19 protein-coding genes and 1 tRNA gene are annotated in these 24,775 nt (G+C 67.4%); 9 read left to right on the top strand and 11 right to left on the bottom strand.

Features of this window, described 5'->3' with window-relative positions; all coding sequences use genetic code 11:
* Positions 1–10: 10 nt before the first annotated feature.
* The 10 genes from ACVOKU_RS10105 to gmk all read right to left on the bottom strand — a co-directional run bounded on the left by ACVOKU_RS10105 (position 11) and on the right by gmk (position 12,866).
* The gene (locus ACVOKU_RS10105) at positions 11–2,770 is read right to left on the bottom strand and encodes a TcfC E-set like domain-containing protein (protein ID WP_481559820.1); all 2,760 of its coding nucleotides are present in this window, start codon (positions 2,768–2,770) and stop codon (positions 11–13) included.
* A 52-nt stretch (positions 2,771–2,822) separates the two neighbouring features.
* Positions 2,823–3,341 carry a CS1 type fimbrial major subunit gene (locus tag ACVOKU_RS10100; protein ID WP_065181680.1) on the bottom strand — a complete coding sequence of 173 codons (519 nt, stop codon included), beginning with the start codon at positions 3,339–3,341 and terminating at the stop codon, positions 2,823–2,825.
* Positions 3,342–3,632: 291 nt separating this feature from the next.
* Entirely contained in the window at positions 3,633–4,910 is a 1,278-nt protein-coding gene (locus ACVOKU_RS10095) for a citrate synthase (RefSeq protein ID WP_164150898.1), read from the bottom strand.
* A gap of 296 nt (positions 4,911–5,206) precedes the next feature.
* Complete coding sequence (locus tag ACVOKU_RS10090) at positions 5,207–5,449, bottom strand: type B 50S ribosomal protein L31 (RefSeq protein ID WP_005410871.1); 243 nt, start codon at positions 5,447–5,449, stop codon at positions 5,207–5,209.
* 88 nt (positions 5,450–5,537) lie between these two features.
* Positions 5,538–6,476, bottom strand: coding sequence for a nucleoside hydrolase (locus ACVOKU_RS10085; RefSeq protein WP_481559819.1), 939 nt, complete (start codon positions 6,474–6,476; stop codon positions 5,538–5,540).
* Positions 6,477–6,866: 390 nt separating this feature from the next.
* On the bottom strand, positions 6,867–8,978 hold the full coding sequence (gene recG, locus ACVOKU_RS10080) for an ATP-dependent DNA helicase RecG (RefSeq protein ID WP_481559818.1): 2,112 nt from the start codon (positions 8,976–8,978) through the stop codon (positions 6,867–6,869).
* A gap of 7 nt (positions 8,979–8,985) precedes the next feature.
* Positions 8,986–9,372 carry a RidA family protein gene (locus ACVOKU_RS10075; RefSeq protein ID WP_053519454.1) on the bottom strand — a complete coding sequence of 129 codons (387 nt, stop codon included), beginning with the start codon at positions 9,370–9,372 and terminating at the stop codon, positions 8,986–8,988.
* A 149-nt stretch (positions 9,373–9,521) separates the two neighbouring features.
* Positions 9,522–11,684, bottom strand: coding sequence for a RelA/SpoT family protein (locus tag ACVOKU_RS10070; RefSeq protein ID WP_481559817.1), 2,163 nt, complete (start codon positions 11,682–11,684; stop codon positions 9,522–9,524).
* A 106-nt stretch (positions 11,685–11,790) separates the two neighbouring features.
* Complete coding sequence (gene rpoZ, locus ACVOKU_RS10065) at positions 11,791–12,090, bottom strand: DNA-directed RNA polymerase subunit omega (protein ID WP_005410877.1); 300 nt, start codon at positions 12,088–12,090, stop codon at positions 11,791–11,793.
* A 110-nt stretch (positions 12,091–12,200) separates the two neighbouring features.
* Complete coding sequence (gene gmk, locus ACVOKU_RS10060; RefSeq protein ID WP_053519456.1) at positions 12,201–12,866, bottom strand: guanylate kinase; 666 nt, start codon at positions 12,864–12,866, stop codon at positions 12,201–12,203.
* Between the two features lie 351 nt (positions 12,867–13,217).
* Between gmk and fdnG the strand changes: the two genes are divergently transcribed.
* The 9 genes from fdnG (at position 13,218) to selD (ending at position 23,779) form a co-directional block, all read left to right on the top strand.
* Positions 13,218–16,286: a formate dehydrogenase-N subunit alpha gene (gene fdnG, locus ACVOKU_RS10055; RefSeq protein WP_481559816.1), complete on the top strand. Its 3,069-nt coding sequence runs from the start codon at positions 13,218–13,220 to the stop codon at positions 16,284–16,286.
* 10 nt (positions 16,287–16,296) lie between these two features.
* A complete protein-coding gene (fdxH, locus tag ACVOKU_RS10050; protein ID WP_065175731.1) occupies positions 16,297–17,214 on the top strand; it encodes a formate dehydrogenase subunit beta in 918 nt (305 codons plus the stop codon).
* Positions 17,211–17,858, top strand: coding sequence for a formate dehydrogenase subunit gamma (locus tag ACVOKU_RS10045; protein WP_053519460.1), 648 nt, complete (start codon positions 17,211–17,213; stop codon positions 17,856–17,858). Before fdxH ends, ACVOKU_RS10045 begins: the two co-directional genes overlap by 4 nt.
* A gap of 209 nt (positions 17,859–18,067) precedes the next feature.
* Complete coding sequence (locus ACVOKU_RS10040) at positions 18,068–18,232, top strand: hypothetical protein (protein WP_481559815.1); 165 nt, start codon at positions 18,068–18,070, stop codon at positions 18,230–18,232.
* Entirely contained in the window at positions 18,213–19,196 is a 984-nt protein-coding gene (gene fdhE / locus ACVOKU_RS10035; RefSeq protein WP_481559814.1) for a formate dehydrogenase accessory protein FdhE, read from the top strand. The genes ACVOKU_RS10040 and fdhE overlap by 20 nt, the downstream gene beginning before the upstream one ends.
* A gap of 4 nt (positions 19,197–19,200) precedes the next feature.
* Positions 19,201–20,625 (top strand): L-seryl-tRNA(Sec) selenium transferase, encoded by a 1,425-nt coding sequence (gene selA / locus ACVOKU_RS10030; RefSeq protein ID WP_481559813.1) that lies wholly within the window; start codon positions 19,201–19,203, stop codon positions 20,623–20,625.
* Entirely contained in the window at positions 20,622–22,553 is a 1,932-nt protein-coding gene (gene selB / locus ACVOKU_RS10025) for a selenocysteine-specific translation elongation factor (protein WP_481559812.1), read from the top strand. The genes selA and selB overlap by 4 nt, the downstream gene beginning before the upstream one ends.
* A gap of 24 nt (positions 22,554–22,577) precedes the next feature.
* A tRNA-Sec gene (locus ACVOKU_RS10020) sits at positions 22,578–22,673 on the top strand.
* 26 nt (positions 22,674–22,699) lie between these two features.
* Entirely contained in the window at positions 22,700–23,779 is a 1,080-nt protein-coding gene (gene selD, locus ACVOKU_RS10015; protein ID WP_481559811.1) for a selenide, water dikinase SelD, read from the top strand.
* Between the two features lie 33 nt (positions 23,780–23,812).
* On the opposite strand, the gene ACVOKU_RS10010 is transcribed toward selD, so the two are convergent.
* Complete coding sequence (locus ACVOKU_RS10010) at positions 23,813–24,673, bottom strand: YicC/YloC family endoribonuclease (protein WP_340044974.1); 861 nt, start codon at positions 24,671–24,673, stop codon at positions 23,813–23,815.
* Between the last annotated feature and the right edge of the window lie 102 nt (positions 24,674–24,775).

Genomic DNA, 24,775 nt, shown 5'->3' with positions numbered 1-24,775 from the left:
CATGCGGTCCTCATCGCGCACCTCCACTCATCACGTTGCGTTCGTTGCGCCCCGCGACCGGGGCTAGTTCGTTGAGCAGCCGCTGTACCCGCGCCTGGTGGCGGATCGGTGCCGGCAACTGCTCCAGCGCCAGCGGTTCGCACTGCACCTGGCCGACCAGCAGCACCACGCTGCGGCGCTCACGCACGGTCAGCGGGCACTGCAGCAGGTCGCCTGCACGCAGCAAGTAGAGCATCGGCTCGCGCTGCGGGAATTCGGCGATGAAGCCGCCGTCGCGGCCCAGCGAGGGCACCGGCGCATTGAGGATGCGGGCGCCTTCCAGCGGGGTACCGGCGATGTCGCGTGCGTTGCCGATGAAGGTGTAGGTCACGTCCAGCGTGACCGGCAGCGCGATCACTTTCCCTGGCAGCAGGAAGGCGTGCTGCGCCGCGCCCAGGCGGGCGACACGCACTGCGGCGTCGCTGTCGTGCGCGCTGGCGTCCTGCACGTCCACGCGGTGGCGCTGGTAGCCGCCCAGCGGCAGCAGCCGGCGCTCACCGAAGCCGAGGATGCGGCGCCGGTTGCTGCCGGCGCGGATATCGGCAGCCGCGCCACTGAGCTCCAGATCGCGCGCATCGTCCACGCTGACCACTACCCCGGCATCGGCGCCATGGGCGCCGCCCCAGTGCAGCCCGCGTGCGGACAGCGACAGCCCCGACGTGTGGTTGCCGCTGTAGGCCAGTTCACCCCCACCGTGGTGCTGGTAGTACGACACCGATGCACCGCTCTGCCCGAAGCGGTTGTCGATACGGGCGCTGGCCAGCGCGCTGTAGCGGTCGTCGTTGTACGCGCTCAGCTCGGCGCCCAGATCGCGCGCGTCGCCGTCGCGCTCCTGCCGCAGCGAATGCGACAGGCCCAGGCGGGCATCCGGGCGGCTGTGCTGGGGCTGGCGCATGTCCAGCGCCACGCGCTGCTGCACGCTGCCGTCGTCGATCCGCTGCAGCCGCGAGACTGCAATGTTCAGGTAGAGGCCGCGATCACGGGCAGGCCCGCGCCCGCTGCCAGTGTCGGTGTCCTGCTGCCACACGCCCAGCCGGCTGCCGATGCTCAGTCCACGCCACTGCCGGGTACGGCTGTAACTGGCCTGCAGGCTGCGCGAGGTCTGCGCAGGACGCAGCGCCGGCACATGAGGCGGCAGCAGGCCCGGCGGCAGGCCCGTCCAGGCATCGTCGTCTTCGCCGGGCAGGCTCCACTCCGGGGTGAAGCTGCGCCGGCGCGTGTATCCCAGGTACAGGCTGCCGCCGAACAGGGGCGCCGATACCGAGGCACTGAGCGCATCGACACAACCGAAGCGGTCACGCAGCACCGGCGTGCTGCTCTGGCAGGCGCCACCGCGCAGGCGTTGCCGATAGACATTCCAGGACGCGTAGTGGCGATAGCTCAGCTGCTGCTGCAGGCCGTGGCTGCCATCGCCTCCGTTCAGCACGCCGACCATCGCCTGCAGGTCATGCCGCCCGAACTGCTGGCGTCCCTCCATGCGCAGTTCGCCGTAACCGGTATCGGCGACGCGGGCGATCCCCGCTGTCATGCCGTAGTTGCGCGCAAGGGGGATGCGCAACCCCGCCTGTACCGCCGTGTCGGACGCATCGCCGATGTCACTTGCACGTGTCGCATGCGCACGACGGCGCCCGCCCTGCACGAACCACTGCAGGCTGCGCTCGGACCAGTCGCCGCCCCGGCTGAAGGGCGCCTCCTCGCTGCGCACGAAGCGGCCATCCTCATAGATGCGCAGGGTGACGGTGTAGCTGCCGAGCGGAAACCGGCGCGTATCGAGATCGTTGACACCGGCCTGCAGATAGAAGGTCTGCAGCAGGCGATCACCGTCGAAGGCATCCACGCGTGCATCGCGGCCGAGCAGCACAGTCAACGGGGTGGAGGTGACGTTGGCGTCGGTATCGACGTAGGCCTGCGTGGTACCCACGCGCAGCCCCTCGAAGCGATCCAGCGGCAGCATGCCCAACCCGAAGGTGCCGCCCTGCTGGCTGGAGAGATTGCGCCGGTCCATGCGGCCCAGCTGCACGTAGTGGCGCTGGGCAAGATCGTGGCGATAGTAGAGATCGTCCAGCTGGAAGCGGTCATGCGCGCGGTAACCCTGCCGCGCCTGGCGGCTGTAGTTCCAGCTGCTGGCGACATGGCCATCGCGCAGCACGCCAAGCACCGTGCTCCCCTGCACGCTCAACGCCTGATAGCCATCGCCCCCGCTGAAATTCACGGTCTGCTGCTGCAGCAGCGCGTTCTGTGCCTGCTCGGACACCTGATGGAACGGCGAGCGCTGCGCGCTCTGCTGTGGCAGCCACCGGCGTGCCGGAAACAACATCAGCACGCCATCGCTTTCATCGAAGATGGCGTGCACCTGCGCAGGATCGTCCGGACTGTCGATCCAGCCGCAGCCGGGATCCGGTTGGCCGTAGGGACAGGCCAGATGACTGTTGCGCGGCAGCGGTGCAGCCAGTGCCGCCTGCAGCGCGTCGCGCGCATCGGCGCTGAGACCCAGGGCTTCCAGTACCTGCGCGGGCTGGTCCAGCTGCACCGTATCCAGCGTGACCCAGGCAGACCACAGGCCGGCCGACTGCCCGAACAGGCGTACCTCGACACGCTCGGTCTGGCCGCTGGCGAGGTCTTCGAAACCGGCCGGTACCGGCCGTGCGTGGACAGCCGGCAGGGTCGGAATGGCCAACGTCAGGGCGAGCGCGACCGCCAGCCGGCTGTGGGCAGGTGCAGGTATCAACATGGGGAGACAACCGATGGCCGGCCGGCCCGCGAACGGGCCGGCGCGGTGGGGATTACGGCGCGGCGGTGTTCTGCGACACGACCAGCGCAACGGTGCCGCTGTACAGGCCCGCGAAGTTGATCTCGCCGGACACGGTCTGCTGCACGCGCAGCGGCATGGCGATCGACGCACCCGGAATCGCGCTGTCGAACAGGTCGTCTGCAGCGAAGTCGATCGGGGTGGTCTCCAGGGCGCGGCCGTTGAGGCTGACCGTCAGCGGCACGTTGATGGCACCCGGTGCGGCCAGGTCGGGACGCAGCACGGCGTCGGCCGCCAGGCGCACGCTGACGTCCTTCTCGGTGTCGTTGGTGAAGATGCGCACATCTTCGCTCCACGACGACAGGCCGGCACCGCCGGCGCGGTAGACCAGCTGCACCGCGTCCGGCAGCGCGGTGCCGTCGGCCTTGAGCAGGGACAGGGTCGGATCGACGTTCGCCCACACGGTGATGTTGGTTTCCACGGCGGCCTGCGCGGTCAGCGAAGCGCCGGCGAGCGCCACGGCCAGGGCGGCCTTCTTGAACATGTGCGACATGGTTTCTCTCTCTGATGGATTGGGTTGCCTCCTGAAGGGAAGCACTGCCGGCACGGACGTGCCCTGCCAGCAGCGCGGACAAGGTATTGATCGACTCCTGCGGTGTACATGCAACGTTTCTTGATTGCCGATTACGCGTACTTCTGCGACATCACACACGCATCGCGCGTGCCGTGACCAGCAGAATGCGACGCTTTCGGCATTGCTACAGCCAGAGGGGGGACCACGGCATGGGCAAAAAAAAAACGCCCCCTTGCGGGGGCGTTCTTCCACGTTGCGATTGCGGGGCGATCAGCCCTGGTAGTCGCGCACGTCGCTGCCGGTGTAGACCTGGCGCGGACGGCCGATCTTCATTTCCGGATCGACCTGCTGTTCCAGCCAATGCGACACCCAGCCGGAGGTACGGCCCAGGGCGAACATGACGGTGAACATCTCGGTCGGAATCTGCAGCGCCTTGTAGATGATGCCGCTGTAGAAATCGACGTTCGGGTACAGCTTGCGGGCGACGAAGTAGTCGTCCTGCAGCGCGGCCTGCTCCAGCTTCACGGCCACGTCCAGCAGCGGGTCCTGCACGCCCAGCTGCTTGAGCACCTTGCTGGTCATCTCGCCGATGACCTTGGCGCGCGGATCGAAGTTCTTGTAGACGCGGTGGCCGAAGCCCATCAGGCGGAAACCGGAGGTCTTGTCCTTGGCCTTGAGCACGGCCGATTCCACGTTGTCGGCCGAACCGATTTCTTCCAGCATCTTCAGCACGGCTTCGTTGGCACCGCCATGGGCCGGACCCCACAGCGCGGTGACGCCCGCGGCAACCGACGCATACGGATTGGCACCGGTCGAGCCGACCAGGCGCACCGTCGAGGTGGACGCGTTCTGCTCGTGGTCGGCGTGCAGGATGAACAGCAGGTCCAGCGCCTTGACCACGTCCGGATTCAGTTCGTACTGGCCGTCGGCCGACTCGAAGGTCTGCTTCAGGAAGCGGCTGACGTAATCCAGCGAGGTGTCCGGCGTGTTGGCCGGCAGGCCCTTGCCGTGACGGTAGATCAGCGCCGAGAGGGTCGGCACCTTGGCAATCAGGCGCACAGCGGCCTGGCGGCGCTGTTCGGCGTCGGACAGGTCCAGCGCGTCGTGGTAGACGGCCGACAGCTGCGCGATCGCGGCAGCCAGGATGGCCATCGGATGGGCATCCTTGGCGAAGCTGCCGATCAGGGTGTTGATCGAATCGGGGACGTTGGCCTCGGCAGCCAGCTCATCGGTGAAGGCCTTCAGCTGCTCGGCGCTCGGACGCTCGCCGTTGATCAGCAGGTAGGCCACTTCGACGTAGCTCGACTTTTCCGACAGCTGTTCGATCGGGTAGCCGCGGTACAGCAGCACGCCCTTGTCGCCGTCGATGTAGGTGATGGCGGACTTGCAGCTGGCCGTCGCGGTGAAGCCGGAATCGTAGGTGAAGAACCCCGTTTCCTTGGTCAGCTTCGCGATGTCGACGCAGTCGTTGCCAAGGGTGGGTTTGATGACGGGCAGAACGACCGACGTGTCGCCGGCGTTGAGCGTGACCTGATCAAGATCGGACACTGTGTGCGCTCCTTCATGGGAAGGCGCCTGCCCAAGCGCATTGGTCAGGCACGTGAATGACGTCCACGACCTGTGTCGTGGATCACGCCATTATCGCACAGCAGCATTTGCCCGGTGCTAGACGGAAGTCGTAGACGGCAGGCGGCTGGAACCCGGCCAGCGAGTGGCCCGGATCGGCAAAAGCGTTGTCACGCGAACGCAGTGTTCTGTCCATCCAAACGCCTGTTGGGCAGGCGCCGGGGAAAAACAAACGGCCGCGCAGAGCGCGGCCGTCGGTTCGGAGCGGGATCGACAGATCAGCGCGCGTAGCGCTTCTGGAACTTGTCGATGCGGCCCGAGGTGTCGATGACCTTGTGCTTGCCCGTGTAGAACGGATGCGAAGCCGAGGAAATTTCAACCTTGACCAGCGGGTATTCGTTGCCGTCTTCCCACTGGATGGTTTCCTTCGTCGCCATGGTGGAGCGGGTCAGGATCTTGAAATCGGAGGTGACGTCATGGAAGACGACGTCGCGGTAGTTCGGATGGATATCGGCCTTCATGGGCTCACACCGTAAATGGGCTGGTGGTCAAGAGCGGCATTATAAGCACCGGCCGCCCCTTGGGGCAACCGGTTGCGTGGATCCGCGCTCAGTCCGCGCCAAGTGCCTGCCGCACAAGGCTTTCGAAGCGGGCCTGGTCGTAGGCCATCAGCAGGTCGCAGTTGTCCGGCTGGCCGGTCTGGCGGTTCCAGTCGACGAGGGTCGCGCCGCGACTGAACGTGCCGTTCAGTTCCACGTTCAGCGGCCGCGATTCCACCCGCAGCTGCCCTTCCGGGTTCAGCGCCCAGGCCATGGCCAGGGCATCGGCGGTGTACCAGCGGCCGCCCTTGCTGTCTTCGGACAGGCCACGGGTCTTGCGCGAGATCAGCTCATAGAAGCGGGCGCGCTCCGAATCGGCCTGCAGCCACGTCTCGGCCTGCTGCAGCGGCAGGCCGTGGGCGACGGTGGCTTCCCAGTCCGACACCAGCAGGTGCTTGAATGCGGTGAACACCACGTGCGCCGCTTCCGGATCGAAGGCGATGTTGAACTCCGCCGCCGGCGTGATGTTGCCGTGGCAGGTGACCGCGCCGCCCATCACCACGATGCGCTTGATGCGCTGAGGCAGGGTCGGGTCCAGCTTCAGCGCCAGCGCCAGGTTGGTCAGCGGGCCGAGCATCACCAGCATCAGTTCGCCGGCATGCTTGTGCGACAGGCGCAGGATCGCCAGCGCGGCATGCTCGGCTTCGGCCTGTCGGCTCGGCGGCGATAGATCGACATCGCCGTAGCCATCACGGCCGTGCACATGCGCGGCATCGACGGAGGGATGCAGCAGCGGATCGGGGCTGCCGGCAAACACCGGCACGTCGGGACGGCCGACGATGTCGCAGAGCTTGAGGGCGTTGCGGACGGTGTACTGCAGGCCGACATTGCCGGCGGCGATGGTCAGGGCGACCACGTCATGCCGTTCATCGGCAAAGGCCATCAGCAGGGCCAGGGCGTCGTCCACACCGGGATCGGTGTCGATCAACAGGGGGATCTTGTGGGTCATCGTTGCCGTCTTCAGATCGGCAACGAAGTGTGGACCGGGATGATGACCGTTGCAAGACCAGGGGAGTCCGGCAGGGCTGCGCCCTGCACCTGCCGGATCAACGGCAAACGCCAGAGCAACGGCAAAAGCTGGTTTTCTGGGGGATGGCGGGGTGGGTCCGGTTGCGGGGGACGCTGCAAGTACGTCCATGTAAGCTCGGTCGCGCCATCCATGGCGCTCACGCCCCCGCAACCGGACCCACCCCGCCTTCGACAGTTTCCTGCGGCCTGTCGGAACGGCATTTTGCTCTGGTAGGTGTCGACCGTGGTCAACACCTCCACGGGATGATCGAGAAGGCTGTCTGTAGAGTCGAGCCATGCTCGACTCACGCGCGCAGCGCACAGAGACCGCTTACGCCGAGGCGTAGCGAACGGCCGTGCCGATCCAGCGGCTGACCACGCGGTCGGCCAGTGCGGGCTGCTGGGCCAGCAGGCGCTCGGCCAGGTCATGCACGCCGGGCAGCAGGCCGGCGTCGCGTGCCAGATCGGCGATGCGGAAGCCGGCCAGGCCTGTCTGCCGCGTACCAAGCAGTTCGCCCGGCCCGCGCAGTTCCAGGTCCTTCTCGGCGATGACAAAGCCATCGTTGGTGTCACGCATGGTCTGCAGACGCTCGCGCGCCATCTGCGAAAGCGGTGCCTGGTACAGCAGCACGCAGCGCGACACCGCCGAACCGCGGCCAACGCGACCGCGCAGCTGGTGCAGCTGGGCCAGGCCCAGGCGCTCGGCGTTCTCGATCACCATCAGCGAGGCATTGGGCACGTCCACACCCACTTCGATCACCGTGGTCGCCACCAGCAGGTCGATGTCACCGGCCTTGAACGCGACCATCGTCGCCTGCTTCTCGGCGGCTTTCATCCGCCCGTGCGCCAGCCCCACGCGCACGCCCGGCAGCAGCGCCTGCAGCGATTCGAAGGTGGCCTGTGCGGGCGTGGCGTCCAGCTCTTCGCTTTCCTCGATCAGCGTGCACACCCAGTACACCTGCCGTCCTTCCGCGCAGGCCAGGGCGATGCGTTCGATCAGCTCCGGCCGGCGGTCGTTGTTCAGGGCCACGGTCTGCACCGGCGTACGGCCCGGCGGCAGTTCGTCGATGGCCGATACGTCCAGGTCCGCGTACTCGGACATCGCCAGCGTGCGCGGAATCGGCGTGGCGGTCATCACCAGCTGGTGTGGCACGCTGTTGCCACCGGCGCCCTTGTCGCGCAGCGCAAGGCGCTGGTGCACGCCGAAGCGGTGCTGTTCGTCGACGATGGCCAGGGCCAGGTCCTGGAACACCACCGCCTCCTGCATCAGCGCGTGGGTACCGACCACCACCTGTGCTTCGCCACTGGCGACCTGTTCCATCACCTTCGCGCGCGCCTTGCCGGTGACCTTGCCGGCCAGCCAGGCAATACGTACGCCCAGCGGTTCCAGCCAGCCGCGCAGGTTGTTGAGATGCTGTTCGGCCAGCAGTTCGGTGGGCGCGGCCAGTGCGACCTGCTTGCCCTGCTCTACCGCCAGCATGGCGGCCAGCGCGGCCACCACGGTCTTGCCGGAACCCACGTCGCCCTGCACCAGCCGCAGCATGGGACGGGGTCGCGCGAGGTCTTCGCGGATCTGCTTGAACACGCGCGCCTGCGCGCCGGTGAGGGCGAACGGCAGCCGCTTCAGCAGGGCCTTGGCCAGCGCACCGGGGCCGGCCAGCGGCGGCGCATGATGCGCCTGCAGCGCGATGCGTTGGCGACGCAGGCTGAGATGGTGTGCCAGCAGTTCTTCCATCGCCAGCCGGCGCTGCGCCGGATGGGTGCCGGCGGCCAGCGCGGCCAGGTCGGCATCCGGCGGTGGCCGGTGCACCGTCAACAGCGCACTGCGCAGCGACGGCAGGCCGAGGCCATCGAGCCAGCCCACGGGCAGCAGTTCCAGCGCGGCTTCTTCGGGGAGGCGATCCAGTGCCTGGCCGATCAGCCTGCGCATCGTCATCGGGCCCACACCTTCCACCGTGGGATACACCGGATCGAGGCGGTCGCCAAGTTCAGGATCATCGTTGCGCCCCAGCACCTGGTAGCTGGGATGAACGATTTCCAGGCCAAGGTGGCCCGGCTTGGGCGTACCGAAACAGCGCAGGCGGTTGCCGACCGCGAACTGGCCGACCTGCTGCTGGCGGAAATGGAAGAAGCGCAGCACCAGGGTGCCCTGCCCCTCGTCCTCGACCGCCACCTTCAGCATCGGCCGGTAGCGCATGCCGCGCTCGACCGCGACGACGCGCACTTCCACCTGTGCCGGCACGCCGGATCGCAGGTCTTCGATGCGGGTCAGCCGGGTCCGGTCCTCATAGCGCAGCGGCAGGTGAAGCCAGAGATCCTGCAGGGTGGCCAGGCCACGCGCCTGCAGCTTGGCGGCCACGGCCGGACCCACGCCGGCGAGCATCGCCAGGGATGCTTCGCCGGACGGTGACAGGACCGGAGTGACCGCCGCCTTGCGTGCCACGGGGGCGTCAGTCGATGACCATCACCGCGTCGACCTCGAAGTTGGCGCCCTTCGGCAGGCCGGAGACTTCGATGGTGGAACGGGCCGGGAACGGAGCCTGGAAGTAGTCCTGCATGACCGCGTTAACCTTGGCGAACTCGCCCAGGTCGGTCAGGTACAGGCCAAGGCGCACGACCTGGTCCAGCGAACCGCCGGCAGCTTCGGCCACGGCCTTGAGGTTGTCGAACGCGCGGCGGGCCTGGGCTTCGACATCACCGGCACCGACGATGTCGCCGGTCGCCGGATCAAGCGGGATCTGGCCGGAGAAGTACACGGTGTTGCCGGCGCGCACGGCCTGCGAGTAAGGGCCGATGGCGGCAGGCGCCTTTTCGGTGTTGATGATCTGGCGGGACATGGTCGCTCCGGTGCATTTGGAAAACAGAGCGGCGATTGTAGCAACCCGGTAGCGCCGGGCCATGCCCGGCGACGTTTGGTTCATGCTGCGTGGCGCGCTCGCCGGGCAGGGCCCGGCGCTACCGGTGCACCCTCTACGCATGGGTGGGATTATTGACGGCGCACCGACTGCACGACCGACAGGCGGCGCAGGCGCCGCATGACCTCGGCCAGGTGGTTGCGGTCGCGCACCTGGATGTTGAACGCCAGCACGGCAGCGTTGAAGTCGCGATCCAGATAATCCACGCGCTCGATGTTGGAGTGGCTCTGCGCGATCGCGGCGGCAAGCTGGGCCAGCACGCCGGTGCCGTTCTCCACTTCCACCACCAGCGAGGTGTCGTAGTCACCGGAAACGGTGGTATCCCAGCCGATCAGCACCCAGCGCTCGGGAGACTTGCGCAGCTCGGCCAGGTTCGGGCAGTCCATGCGATGCACCACGATGCCCTTGCCGGCGGTGTGGTACCCCATGATGTCGTCGCCGGGAATCGGCTGGCAGCAGCCCGCGAAGGTGACCACGCCGCGCTCGCTGCCATTGATCAGGATCTTCTCCTGCGAATGGTGGCGCGAATGCGGGCCGCCACGCAGTTCCGCATAGGCCATCAGCGCCTGCGCGGCCTGGGTCGGCATCCAGTTGCCGAGCGCGACTTCGGCCAGCAGCGCCTCCAGGCGCGGGAAACGGTGCTCGGCCAGGAATGCATCCAGGCGCCCCTTCGGCAGCCGCTCCAGCGAGGAATCCATCGCCTCCAGCGCACGGTCAAGCATGCGGTGGCCCAGCTGCACGGCGTCCTCGTGCTCCAGCTGCTTGAGCTGGTGGCGGATCGCGGTGCGTGCCTTGCTGGTGACCACGAACTCCAGCCACTGCGGTTTGGGCGTGGCCGAACGCGCGGTGATGATCTCCACCGACTGCCCGGAGACCAGCTTGGTGCGCAACGGCACCAGCTTCTTGTCCACGCGTGAGGCCACCGCCATGTTGCCGACATCGGTATGCACGGCGTAAGCGAAATCGAGCGCGGTGGAATTGCGCGGCAGGGCCAGGATCTTCCCCTTCGGCGTGAACAGGTAGACCTCGTCCGGGAACAGGTCGACCTTCACGTTGTCGAGGAATTCCAGCGAGGAGCCGGCCGCGCGCTGCGAATCGATCAACTCGACGATCCACGCGTGGGCACGGCTCTGCGCGCTGTTGGGAGAATCGCCACCGAACTTGTAGGTCCAGTGTGCGGCCACGCCTCGCTCGGCGATCAGGTCCATTTCCTCGGTACGGATCTGCACCTCGATCGGCGAGCCATACGGTCCGAAGAGCACGGTGTGCAGCGACTGGTAGCCGTTGGCCTTGGGAATGGCGATGAAGTCACGGAAGCGACCGTCCAGCGGCTTGAACGTGGCATGCACCGAGCCCAGTGCGTGATAGCAGGTGGGCACGCTGCGCACGACCAGGCGGAACCCGAACACGTCCATCACCTGGTCGAAGCTCTTGTTCTCGTCGCGCATCTTGTTGTAGATGCTCCACGGCGTCTTGATGCGGCTGACCAGGCGGTGTTCGATGCCCTCCTTCGCCAGTCGCTGCGAGAGCTGCACTTCCACCTGCGCCATCGCCTCGCGGCGCACCACCGGCTGGCTGCGGATGTGCTTTTCCAGGATCGCGTGGCGCCACGGATACAACGCCTTGAAGCCCAGGTTCTGCAGCTCGCTCTTGACCAGGCTCATGCCCAGCCGCTGCGCGATCGGCGCGTAGATCTCCAGCGTCTCGCGGGCGATGCGGCTCCTCGCTTCGCGGCTCTGGGCGCCCAGCGTACGCATGTTGTGCAGGCGGTCGGCCAGCTTGATCATGATCACGCGCAGGTCGCGCGACATCGCCAGCAGCATCTTGCGGAAGCTCTCCGCGGCAGCTTCCTGGCGGTCCCGGAACTTCAGCTTGTCCAGCTTGGTCACGCCATCGACGAGTTCGGCAACCGGCTCGCCGAACTCGGCGGCCAGCGCCTCGCGGGTCAGCGGCGTGTCCTCGATGGTGTCGTGCAGGATCGCGGCGATCAGCGCTTCGACATCCAGGCCGAGCTCGGCCAGCACCTGCGCAACCGCCACAGGATGGGTGATATAGGGCTCGCCCGACTTGCGTGTCTGCCCAGCGTGCGCAGCGGCCCCGACTTCCCAGGCACGGCGCAGCAGCGGCAGCTGCTCCGGCGGCAGGTAATGGGCGGCGCGTTCAAGCTGGAGGACGTAGTCGGGTACGGCGGCAGTGGGGGCTGCGGCGACCTTGGCAGTGGGGCCTGGGTTCATGCCCGAAGCCTATTCCAGCGCGACGTTTACGGCAAATCCTGAATGCGAAACAGCCCGCACGGGGCGGGCTGTTCGGCGTGTCCAGCGATGACGTTGATCGATGCGATCAATCGTCGTTCTTGGACATGTCTTCGTCGGCGACCACTTCCGCGGCGGCCCACTCCAGCGCTTCGCGCTCGGCGCGCTCACGCTCGGCCTTCTCGACTTCGTCGATCAGCGCGTTGTCGATCTTGCGGGCAGCGATCTCGCGCAGCGCCAGCACGGTCGGCTTGTCCTCGGTCTCGCTGTTGTCCAGCGTGGCCTGCACGCCATTGGCGAGCTGGCGGGCACGCTTGGAGGCCATCATGACCAGCTCGAAACGGTTGTTAACGACTTCCAGGCAATCTTCTACGGTGATGCGGGCCATACGGGCTCCCGGCGACCGGTCGGCCGCTCAGTCGAATGAGGGAAAGGGGACGGAGTGTACCGGCAGGGGTTGGACAAAATCAAGCCAACCCTCACCCGATTCTTTTGGAATCAGTCAGTTGCGCCCGGATCCGGGGTCAACAGGGCCTGGATCAGCCCGGCGTGGCGGACCTTCTGGGCCTCGCGGCGCAGGCGGCTGGCGGTGAAGATCGCGCACAGCTCGTCCACGGCGGTGTCGAACACCTCGTTGACGATGACGTAGTCGAACTCATTGAAGTGCAGCATCTCGTCGCGGGCGGCGCCCAGGCGCTGGGCGATCACCGCCTCGCTGTCCTGCCCACGCTTGCGCATGCGGTCCTGCAGGGCCTGCTTGGACGGCGGCAGGATGAACACGGTGACCGTGCCCGGTACCAGCTGCCGGACCTGCTGCGCGCCCTGCCAGTCGATCTCCAGCAGCACATCCTGGCCGGCCGCCAGCTGCGGTTCCACCGACTGCCGCGCCGTGCCCTTCCAGTCTCCGTGCACCCACGCATGCTCGAAGAAGTCGCCCGCAGCAATCATCTGCTCGAACTTCTCTGCGGTGACGAAGTGATAGTGCTCACCGTTCACTTCACCCGGCCGCATGGCCCGCGAAGTGAAGGAGATCGACAGGGCAATCTGCGGGTCGCGGGCCAGCGTCGCGTTGACGATGCTGCTCTTGCCGGCGCCTGAAGGGGCGGCAACGATGTACAGCGTGCCGCGCGCGATGGTGGCCGACGGGGTGGACGGGGCGCTCATGCACGGAACCCAACTGGTTGATTTCGCAAAATTTTTCCTCGATGTTCCAGACATGGCGCGGAGGATCGCGCCAGGACGGCGGGGACTGCGCGGAACATCCTGGAACCAGGCCCGGCAGACGGCTCCCCGGGGTGCGGGCACGCAACTTTACCAGAGCGGCCCCTCCCCGCGCCCGGCCACACCCGGCCGGCCTTGTGCCACATGGGCATGCGGGGGGCTGTGCTATAACCGGGGCATTGCGGTCGTTCCCGGAAAGACGCTCGCGGCATGCTGGCGGTTCTCCCCTTCGACGGCCGTACCCACCGACAGCCCGGAGGCCTGCACGCCTCCCCGCCATCCAAGGAGAACGGCATGCCCTCGATGAGTCGCCGCCAGTTCCTGAAGGTCACCGGGACAACCCTGGTGGGCTCCAGCCTGGCCCTGATGGGCTTCGCGCCCGGCATCGCGCTCGCGGAGGTGCGGCAGTACAAGCTGACCCGCGCCACCGAGACCCGCAACACCTGTACGTACTGTTCGGTGGCCTGCGGCATCCTGATGTACAGCCTCGGCGATGGCGCCAAGAACGCCGAGCCGAGCATCTTCCACATCGAGGGCGACCCGGACCATCCGGTCAACCGCGGCACGCTGTGCCCGAAGGGCGCCGGCCTGGCCGACATCATCCACAGCAAATCGCGCCTGCTCTACCCGGAATACCGGGCACCGGGTACGAACGAGTGGAAGCGCCTGAGCTGGGACGACGCTCTGGACCGCATCGCGCGGCTGATGAAGGAAGACCGCGACGCCAACTTCGTGCAGAAGAACGAGGCGGGGCAGACGGTCAACCGCTGGCTGACCACGGGCATGCTGGCGGCCTCGGCCACCAGCAATGAAACCGCGGTGTTGACCCACAAGGTCGTCCGCTCGCTTGGAATGCTCGCATTCGACAACCAGGCACGTGTCTGACACGGCCCGACGGTGGCAGGTCTTGCCCCGACGCTAGGCCGAGGTGCGATGACGAATCACTGGGTCGACATCAAGAATGCCGACCTGATCCTGATCATGGGTGGCAATGCCGCCGAGGCACACCCGTGCGGGTTCAAATGGGTGACCGAGGCCAAGGCACACAACAAGGCCCGCCTGATCGTCATCGATCCACGCTTCAACCGCTCGGCCGCGGTGGCCGATGTCTACGCGCCGATCCGGACCGGCACCGACATCGTGTTCCTGGGTGGCCTGATCAACTACCTGCTGGCCGAGGACCGCATCCAGCACGAGTACGTGCTGAACTACACCGACATGTCGTTCCTGGTGAAGGACGAATTCGCCTTCACCGATGGCCTGTACTCGGGCTATGACGCGCAGAAGCGCAGCTATGACCGCTCCAGCTGGGACTACCTGTATGGGGACGACGGTTACGTACGCAGCGACCCGACCCTGAAGGACCCGCGCTGCGTCTACAACCTGCTCAAGCAGCACTACGCACGCTATACCGTGGAGATGGTCGAACGCATCTGCGGTACGCCCGCCGACAGCATCCGCCAGATCTGGGACATGATCGCGTCCACCGCCGGCAAGGACAAGGCGATGACCATCCTGTACGCGCTGGGCTGGACGCAGCACTCGGTCGGTGCGCAGAACGTGCGCGCCGGCACGATGGTGCAGCTGCTGCTGGGCAACATCGGCGTGGCCGGCGGCGGCATGAACGCCCTGCGTGGGCATTCCAACATCCAGGGCCTGACCGACATCGGCCTGATGTCCGACCTGCTGCCGGGCTACCTGACACTGCCCAGGCAGGACGAGCAGGACTACAACGCCTACATCGCCAAGCGCACGCAGAAGCCGCTGCGCGCCAACCAGATGTCGTTCTGGCAGAACTATCCGAAGTTCCATGTCAGTCTGATGAAGTCGTGGTGGGGCGATGCCGCCACCGCCGACAACAACTGGTGCTTCGATCACCTGCCCAAGCTCGACAAGCCCTACGACATGCTGCAGGCCTACGAGCTGATGAACGAAGGCAGGATCCATGGCTACATCTGCCAGGGCTTCAACCCGCTGGCCTCGGCACCGAACAAGGGCAAGCTGATCAGCGCGTTCTCCAAGCTGAAGTTCATGGTCAGCATGGACCCGCTGGAAACCGAAACCATCGCCTTCTGGCAGAACCATGGCGCACTGAACGACGTCGACCCAAGCACCATCCAGACCGAAGTGTTCCGCCTGCCGACCACCTCGTTCGCCGAGGAGAACGGCGCGGTGGTGAACTCCTCGCGCTGGCTGCAATGGCACTGGAAGGGCGCCAACGCACCGGGCGAAGCGCGCAGCGACATCGAGATCATGTCCGAGCTGTTCCACCGCATCAAGGCGCTGTACGAGAAGGACGGCGGCGCGTGGTGGGAGCCGGTGCGCGACCTCGCCTGGAATTACGCCGACCCGAAACTGCCGACGCCGGAAGAACTGGCGATGGAGTACAACGGCAAGGCCCTGGTGGACGTGTTCGATCCGAAGGACCCGACCCGGCTGGTGCGCAAGGCCGGCGAACAGCTGGCCACGTTCGGCGACCTGCGCGACGACGGCAGCACGTCTTCCGGCTGCTGGATCTACATCGGTGCGTGGGGGCCGACCGGCAACATGATGGCACGGCGCGACAACAGTGATCCCACCGGTATCGGCAACACGCTGGGCTGGGCCTGGGCGTGGCCCGCCAACCGCCGCGTGATGTACAACCGCGCCTCGTGCGACGTCGCCGGGCAGCCGTTCGATCCACGACGCACCCTGCTCGCCTGGAACGGCAGGAACTGGGGCAACATCGACGTGCCCGACTTCAAGGCCGATGAAGACCCGGCCGGCGGGATGGGCCCGTTCATCATGAATCCCGAGGGCATTGCCCGCTTCTTCGCCAAGGCCGGCATGGCCGAAGGCCCGTTCCCGGAACACTACGAGCCCTTCGACACGCCGTTGCGCAGCAACCCGCTGAGCCCGGGCCAGGCGCTGACGCTGAACAATCCGGCCGCGCGCGTGTTCGACAGCGACCGCGCGCAGATCGGCTCGCCGGACGAGTTCCCGCATGTGGCCACCACCTACCGGCTGACCGAGCATTTCCACTTCTGGACCAAGCACGGCAAGCTCAACGCCATCATCCAGCCGGAGCAGTTCGTCGAGATCGGCGCAGCCCTGGCCGACGAGCTGGGCATCGGCAACGGCAGTCGCGTGCGGGTCAGCTCCAAGCGTGGCCACATCGAAGCCGTGGCGATGGTGACCAAGCGCATCAAGGCACTGCAGATCGATGGCAGGACGGTGCACCAGGTCGGCGTGCCGATCCACTGGGGCTTCCTGGGCGCTGCCAAGCCCGGTTACATCGCCAATACGCTGACCAACGCCATCGGTGACGGCAATTCGCAGACGCCTGAATCGAAGTGCATCCTGGTCAAGGTCGAGAAGGTGTAGGAGACACGCCATGTCACTGCAATCGCTGGACATCATCCGCCGCTCGGCCACCACCACGCCCTCGCCGCAGGCGCGCGGCGCCCACACCGGGCAGGTCGCCAAGCTGATCGACGTGAGCAAGTGCATCGGCTGCAAGGCCTGCCAGGTCGCCTGCATGGAGTGGAACGACCTGCGCGACGAGGTCGGCAGCTGCGTCGGCAGCTATGACAACCCGCCGGACCTGAGCGACCAGTCGTGGACGGTCATGAAGTTCCGCGAGTACGAGGACGAGAAGGGCAAGCTGGAGTGGCTGATCCGCAAGGAGGGCTGCATGCACTGCAGCGACCCGGGCTGCCTGAAAGCCTGCCCGTCGCCGGGCGCGATCATCCAGTACGCCAACGGCATCGTCGATTTCCAGGAGGAGAACTGCATCGGCTGCGGCTACTGCGTGACCGGCTGCCCGTTCGACGTGCCGCGGATCTCCAAGAAGGACCACAAGGCCTACAAGTGCACGCTGTGCTCGGACCGCGTGGCCGTGGGCCAGGAGCCGGCGTGCGTGAAGACCTGCCCGACCGGGGCGATCACGTTCGGCAGCAAGCAGGCGATGACCGAGCATGCCGCCGGCCGCGTCGAGGACCTGAAGTCACGCGGCTACGGGAATGCCGGGTTGTACGACCCGCAGGGCGTCGGTGGCACCCACGTGATGTACGTGCTGCAGCACGTGGACAAGCCGGAGCTGTACGCCGACCTGCCCAAGGACCCGCGCATCAGCCCCATGGTCGAGGTCTGGAAGGGGGTGGCCAAGCCGCTGGGCGTGCTGGCAATCGCCGCGACAGCCTTCGTGGGCTTCCTGCACTACATCGGCATCGGCCGCAACACGGTCAACGATGAGGAGGAAGAGCAGGCCGAGCACGAAGCAAAGAAGATCGAAGAGGAGCAGCGGCCATGAAGTACGCCCCGCACCCCCGCCAGATCGTGCGCTACCGCGCTCCGACCCGCATCAACCACTGGATCGTGGCGATCTGCTTCGTGCTGACCGCGCTGTCCGGCCTGGCCCTGTTCCACCCTGCGCTGTTCCCGTTGACGGCGCTGTTCGGTGGCGGGCCGTGGACACGCATCCTGCATCCCTTCGTCGGCCTGGCCATGGTGGTGGGCTTCGCCCTGCTCGCCTTCCGCATGTGGCGTGACAACCTGCCTACCGCCGACGACCGCGCATGGCTGCGCGGCATGCGCGAGGTGCTGCGCAACGAGGATGAGACGCTGCCACCGGTCGGCCGCTTCAACGCCGGCCAGAAACTGCTGTTCTGGGCGATCATCGGCTGCCTTTCGGCGTTGCTGCTGACCGGCTTCGTGATCTGGCGGCAGTATTTCAGCCATCTGTTCCCGATCGGCGTGATCCGTTTCTCGGTGCTGGTGCACGCACTGTTTGGCTGGGTACTGGTGTGCGCCATCGTGGTGCACATCTATGCCGCGATCTGGATCAAGGGTTCGGTGCGCGCGATGACCCAGGGCAAGGTGACCTATGGGTGGGCCTACAAGCACCATCGGCAGTGGTTCAGGGACATCCTGCGCGGGCGGCGCGGAGAGGGGTAACGGCAGGGCCTGCGGCCCTGCACCCGCCGGATCAACGTCAACGTCAACGTCAACGTCAAAAGCGGGCTTCCTGAGGGATGGCGGGGCGGGTCCGGTTGCGGGGGCCGCTGCAAGTACGTCCATGTAAGCTCGGTCGCCGCATCCATGCGGCTCACGCCCCCGCAACCGGACCCACCTCGCCTTCGACAGTTTCCCGCTGCTGTTGGTGGGTGTCGACCTTGGTCGACACGATGAACACGGCAACAACCGATGGGAAAACGGATCTGAGCCCGACCTTTCAGATGGCCGGCAACACGCTGGACGCCAGCGTCGACAACGGCGAGGATGGAGGCTGGTTCTTCCGGCTGGCCCCGCATGGCGCAACGCATCCTTGAACCCGGTGAGATCGAGACGCTGGCCTCGCGCGATGTCCCGCGCATCATTCTGCCGGATGCCGCCTCGCTGTTCGGCGGACGTGCGGACCGGTTGCGCAGCCTGGCCGGACGCAGTGCCATCGGTGGCTACCTCCAGCTGCTGGCGGCACTGGCCGATGCACAACAGGCGCTGCTGGACGAACTGACGCCGCAGCAACGCGAGGCGCTGCAGGCGCAGGCCCGCGCGCAGCAGTCGAGCGCGGCGGCCAGCGCCGGCATGCCATTGCGGCCCGCCAACACACTTCAGCTCGATGGCCGATGGCGCGACTGGTTGCGCGCGCTGTGCCGGCACTGCGCCGATGAAGCCGGGCTGCCTGCGGAGACCCGACAGGAACTGCAACGGGTTGCCGCGGCCGCTGACGCCTGGCTGGATGCACAGGCGCATGCGGTGCTGGAGCGCGACGACGCACCGTCGCTGGACGCGGTCGCTGCCCTGCTGGTGATGAACGCACTGCAGGTGTACTGGGCCGTACTCGCGGCCAGCTTCCGCCCCACCGACCTGAAACCGCTTGCCGATGCCCCCGGGCTGTGCCCGCTGTGCGGCTCGTTGCCGGTGGCCAGTGTGGTGCAGGCGCGCCCTCCCTACGCCTCCTACCGCTATCTGTCGTGCTCGCTGTGCGCCTGTCAGTGGCACTACGTGCGCGTGCAGTGCAGCCAGTGCGGCACGGCCGGCAAGGATATCGCCTATCGCGCACTGGCCGAGGTCGACGGCGATGCAGGCGAGGTGGTGCGTGAAAGCGCAATCCGTGCCGAGACCTGCGATCACTGCCACAGCTACCGCAAGATCCTGTATCTGGAGAAGGATCCGGCGCTGGAGCCGGTCGCCGACGACCTCGGCACCCTGGCGCTGGATCTGTTGCTGGGCGAGGAAGGCTACATGCGCGCCAGCCAGAATCCGCTGCTCTGGCAGTCCGACGGCGACTGAACCGATGCCTCGCGTGCATGCCCCGACCGCCCCCGCCAGCGCCCTGCCCTCGCTGGACCGCCTGCTGCGCCTGCCGGCGTTGTCGACGCTGATCAGGGACCACGGCCGCAGCCGCGTCGCCCATCTGCTGCGCGAGCACGTGCAGGAGTTGCGCGAGCGCAGCGGCCGCGGCCAGCTGTCACCGGAACAGCTGCAGCGGGCCGTCGCGGAACCCGGCGTGGTCGCGGCCCTGCAGTCGGCGCTGGCAGCCGATGCACGCCTGGATCTGCAGCCGGTATTCAACCTCACCGGCACGGTGCTGCATACGAATCTCGGCCGCGCGCTGTTGCCGGACGCCGCGGTACGCGCAGTGACCCGCGCGATGACTGCGCCGGTGGATCTGGAATTCGACATCGCCCTGGGCCGTCGAGGCGACCGCGATGCGCGCGTGCGGGCACTGGTCTGCGAACTGACCGGCGCCGAAGCAGCGACCGTGGTCAACAACAACGCAGCAGCAGTCCTGTTGCTGCTCAACAGCCTGGCCAATCGCCGCGAGGTGGTCGTGTCGCGGGGCGAGCTGGTGGAAATCGGCGGTGCCTTCCGCATTCCCGATGTGATGCGCAGCGCCGGTGCGCGGCTGCGCGAAGTGGGCACCACCAACCGCACCCATCCGGCCGACTTCGACAGCGCCATCGGCACGCGCACCGCGCTGCTGATGGAGGTGCACGCCAGCAACTACGCCATCACCGGCTTCACCGCCAAGGTCGATACTGCACGGATGGCGTCGATCGCGCACGGGCACGGGCTGCCACTGGCGGTGGACCTTGGCAGTGGCAGCCTGTGCGACCTGTCTGCCCACGGTCTGCCGCGCGAACCTACAGTGCAGGAAACGCTGGCGGCGGGCGCCGACCTGGTCTCGTTCAGCGGCGACAAGCTGCTAGGTGGACCGCAGGCCGGGATCATTGCCGGCCGCGCCGACCTCATCGCACGCATCAACCGCAATCCGCTCAAGCGCGCCCTGCGCATGGACAAGATGGGCCTGGCTGCGCTGGAAGCGGTACTGGCGCTGTACCGCGAACCGGAACTGCTGCCGCAGCGGCTGCCGACCCTGCGCACGCTGTCCCGCGAACAGGGCGACATCCATGCCCAGGCACAGCGCCTGCTGCCTTCCGTGCAGCAGGCGCTGGCCGCGCATTACGCGGTTGAAGCGGTGCCGATGTACAGCCAGGTCGGCAGTGGCGCGCAGCCACAGGCGCAACTGGCCAGCGCCGGCCTGCGCATCCGCGTCGCTGCAGCTGTCGGGTTGGACCGCCTGGCCAAGCGCCTGCGCGGCCTGCCACGGCCGGTGCTCGGGCGCATTGCCGAGGATGCGCTGTGGCTTGACCTGCGCGGGCTTGAGTACGGGGATGAGGCTGCTTTCCTCGCCCAGTGGAGCGCGCTGCAGGCATGATCGTCGGTACCGCCGGGCATATCGACCATGGCAAGACCAGCCTGGTGCGGGCACTGACCGGCATCGAAACCGACCGCCTGCAGGAAGAGCGCGCGCGCGGCATCTCCATAGAACTGGGGTATGCCTATGTGCCGGTGGAGGCCGCACGCGCAGAGGGGCCTCCGGCGATGCTGGGCTTCGTCGATGTGCCGGGTCACGAGCGCTTCGTGCACACGATGGTGGCCGGTGCCACCGGCATCGATGTGGCGCTGCTGGTGATCGCCGCCGATGACGGCGTGATGCCGCAGACCCGCGAGCACCTGTCGATCCTGCAGCTGCTGGGTGTGGACCGCGCTGCAGTGGCATTGACCAAGATCGACCGTGTGGATGTGGCGCGCATTGCCGAAGCCGAAGCGGAGATCGTTGCCCTGCTGGCCGGCACACCGCTGCAGGGGTCTGCGGTATTCGCCTGCAACAGCACCGACAGCGCGGATGCCGGCGTCCATGCGCTGCGCGCCCACCTGCATGCCTGGGCCGCCGGCAACGACAGCCGCGGGACGACCCAGCGCCGCAGCGAGCTGTTCCGCATGCCGGTGGATCGCGTGTTCTCGCTGGCCGGTCACGGCACACTGGTCACCGGCGCGGTACAGGGGGGCGTGGCCGCGGTCGGCGCGCATCTGCAGTTGATGCCGGCCGCCATCGACGTGCGCATCCGCAGCATCCATGCGCAGAACCAGGCCAGTGGACAGGCTGCCGCGGGACAGCGCTGTGCCCTGAACCTGGCCGCCATCGCCCGCGACGGCATCACCCGCGGCGACTGGATCGCCGATCCGCGCGCGCTGCAGGCCACCACCCGCGTCGACGTACGCCTTCGCCTTGCGGCACAGGTGCGGCCCCTGCGCGACTGGACACCGCTGCACATCCACTGGGGCACGATGCACCGGCAGGCCCATGTGGTGGTGCTGGAGGATGAAGACAGTGGCAACGGCCAGCTGGTGCAGCTGGTGTTCGATGCCCCGGTCTGCGCGATGTGCGGCGACCGCTTCATCGCCCGCGATTCGGCCGCAGCGCATACGCTGGGCGGCGGCACCGTGCTCGATCCCGATCCACCGCAACGACGTCGGCGCAGCCCGGCACGCCGGGCGTGGTTGGCCGCCCTTGAACAGCTCGCGGCCGGCGCCGGCGTCGGGCCGCTGCTGCAGCAGGCACCGGCCGGCATCGCGCTGGCCGCCCTGCAACGCTACTGCCGGCGTGAGGCCGCACAGATCGATCTCCCTGCAGATGCCCGGCGCATCGCCACCCGCGAGGACACGGTGATCATCCTCGCCTCGCACTGGCAGGCGCTGCGCGAACAGGTGATCCGCTCGCTGCACGACTGGCACGAGCGACGGCCGGACGAGCCCGGTGTCGACAGCGGGCGCCTGCAGCGCAGCACCCTGCCCGCGCTCTCGACCAGTCTCTGGAACGCGCTGCTGCAGGACCTGTTCGACGATGGCGCGTTGCAGCGCGTGGGCGCGTGGTGGCGGCTGCCAGGCCACGACCATGCGCCGCCGGAACGCGAGCGCGCGCTTCTCGAACGCGTTCTCCCGCGTCTGGACGCCGGTGGTTTCGATCCGCCCTGGGTGCGCACGCTTGCTGCCGATCTCGGCTTCGCCGAGGAGGAGATGCGTGCGGTCCTGCGCCGCGCCGCCGCGCGCGGCGAGCTGTTCCAGGTGGTGCCGGACCTGTTCTACGCACCGGCCCGCATCGACGCGCTGGCGGCAACGGTCGCCCGGCTGTCACAGGCAACCGGCAGGGTGGATGCGGCAGCATTCCGCGATGCCATCGGCCTGGGCCGCAAGCGCAGCATCCAGATCTTGGAGTTCTTCAATCGCGTTGGCTACACTCGACGCGTCGGTGACCAGCATCGGCCGCGCGGCGACCTGCAATGGAACACCGCCCACGGTTGACTTCACCGGTACCGCCGTACCTTCGGAAGGCATGCGCATCCGGGCATGCGGCTGGGCTTCAAACCCAGCAGGGGGCGTCGATCGCTCCCTGGTAGGTTCGACTCCTGCTGCCTTCCGCCATTCGTGTTCCTGCAGGAGATGCCGGCATGGCCTCGCATGTGCAGTCCCCCCTCCTCCCGTCGGCCGAGGCTCCGCAGCGATTGACGTCGCTGGCCCACGGCGGCGGTTGTGGCTGCAAGATCGCACCGGGCGTGCTGGCCGAACTGCTGCGGGGCAGCCCGGCGTTTCCGGCGCCGGCCGAACTGCTGGTCGGCCGCGAGACCAGTGACGATGCCGCAGTCTACCGGCTTGATGATCGCCAGGCGATCGTCGCCACCACCGACTTTTTCATGCCGATCGTCGATGACCCGTTCGACTTCGGCCGCATCGCCGCCACCAATGCGCTGTCGGACCTGTATGCGATGGGCGCGCGGCCGCTGTTCGCACTGGCCATCGTCGGCATGCCCATCAATACGCTGCCACAGGACACGATCCGCGGCATCCTGCAGGGCGGCGAACATGCCTGTGCCGACGCCGGCATCGTGGTGGCCGGGGGCCACAGCATCGACTCGGTGGAGCCGATCTATGGCCTGGCCGCGATCGGCGTGCTGGATCCGCAGCGGCTCAAGCGCAATGCCGATGCCCGCGCCGGTGACGTGCTGGTGCTGGGCAAGCCGCTGGGAGTGGGGGTGTACTCGTCAGCACTGAAGAAGGGCGTCCTCGATGCCGACGGTTACCGGCAGATGCTCGACTCCACCACCCGCCTGAACGCGGTAGGCGTGCCACTGGCGGCGTTGCAGGGGGTGCATGCGATGACCGACGTCACCGGCTTCGGCCTGCTCGGCCATCTGCTGGAAGTGTGCCGCGCCAGTGGCGTGGCCGCCGAAGTGGACAGTGCACAGGTGCCTCTGCTGCCGCAGACCCTGGACCTGCTGCAACGTGGCTGCGTAACCGGCGCATCCAACCGCAACTGGGCCTCGTATGGCGGCCAGGTGCATTTCGCCGAAGGCGTGGCAGAACACTGGCAGCCGCTGCTGACCGATCCGCAGACCAGCGGCGGCCTGCTCGTATCCTGCGCAGCGGACGCGGTGGATGCGGTGAAAGCCGTTTTTGCCGACGCCGGGTTTGCCCAGGCCGCGGTGATCGGCCACCTGCTGGCGGGGCCTGCCGGCGTCAGCGTGCGCTGAAGCGATGAGGGCGCCCGAAGGCGCCCCGCAGCATCATTCGATGTTCTGCACCTGCTCGCGGATCTGGTCGATCAGCACCTTCAGCTCGACCGCGGCATTGGACGTGCGGCTGTCCACCGACTTCGAGCCCAGCGTGTTGGCTTCGCGATTGAACTCCTGCAGCAGGAAGTCCAGGCGGCGGCCGACCGGCTCGCGCTGCGTGAGCACGCGGCGGATCTCGACGATGTGGCTCGACAGGCGGTCCAGCTCCTCATCCACGTCCAGCTTCTGCAGCCACAGCACCAGTTCCTGCTCGGCGCGGCCGGGATCGACCGGATGCGGCAGATCGGCCAGCCGCGCAGCCAGCTTGGCACGCTGGCCATCACGGATGGCGGGAATCAGCGTGCGGACGTCGCCCGCGATGCGCTCGATGCCATCCACGCGCTCGGCAATGGCCGCGGCGAGCTTGCCGCCCTCGCGCTCGCGGGCCTCGACGAATCCGTCCAGCACCTGATCCAGCAAGGCCAGCGCCTCGGCCTGCAGGGCCGCCGCATCGGTGGCCTCGCCCCGGGTCACGCCCGGCAGCTGCAGCAGATCGGTGAAGCTGACCTGCAGGTTGGGAAAATCCGACGTCAGGCGGTGGGCCAGATGCCCGAGCTGGCCCAGCAGGGCCTCATCGACCTGCAGATTCCCCGCCGCGTCCGGCGCACGCAGTCGCAGCACCAGATCCAGCTTGCCGCGGCTCAGGCGCGCGGCGATGCGCTCGCGCAGCTGCGGCTCCAATGCCCGCAGCTCTTCAGGCAGGCGGGTGCCGACCTCCAGGAAGCGGTGGTTGACCGAGCGCAGCTCGCAGCCCAGCGTGCCCCACGGGGTGACCCGCTCGCCACCCGCGTAGGCGGTCATGCTTCGAATCATGGAATGTGTCCGGTGCGTGCAAAGGGGGAATGGTACCCTAGCGCCCTCACCAGAGCCCCCCTGCCCGCCCCGTGAAGGTCGCGGGCATGGCGGCGTACTCCC

It is taken from the genome of Stenotrophomonas sp. STEN147, assembly GCF_056757995.1.
The sequence above is the reverse complement of the archived record's forward strand: the minus strand, read 5'-3'. Positions and strand labels throughout refer to the sequence as shown.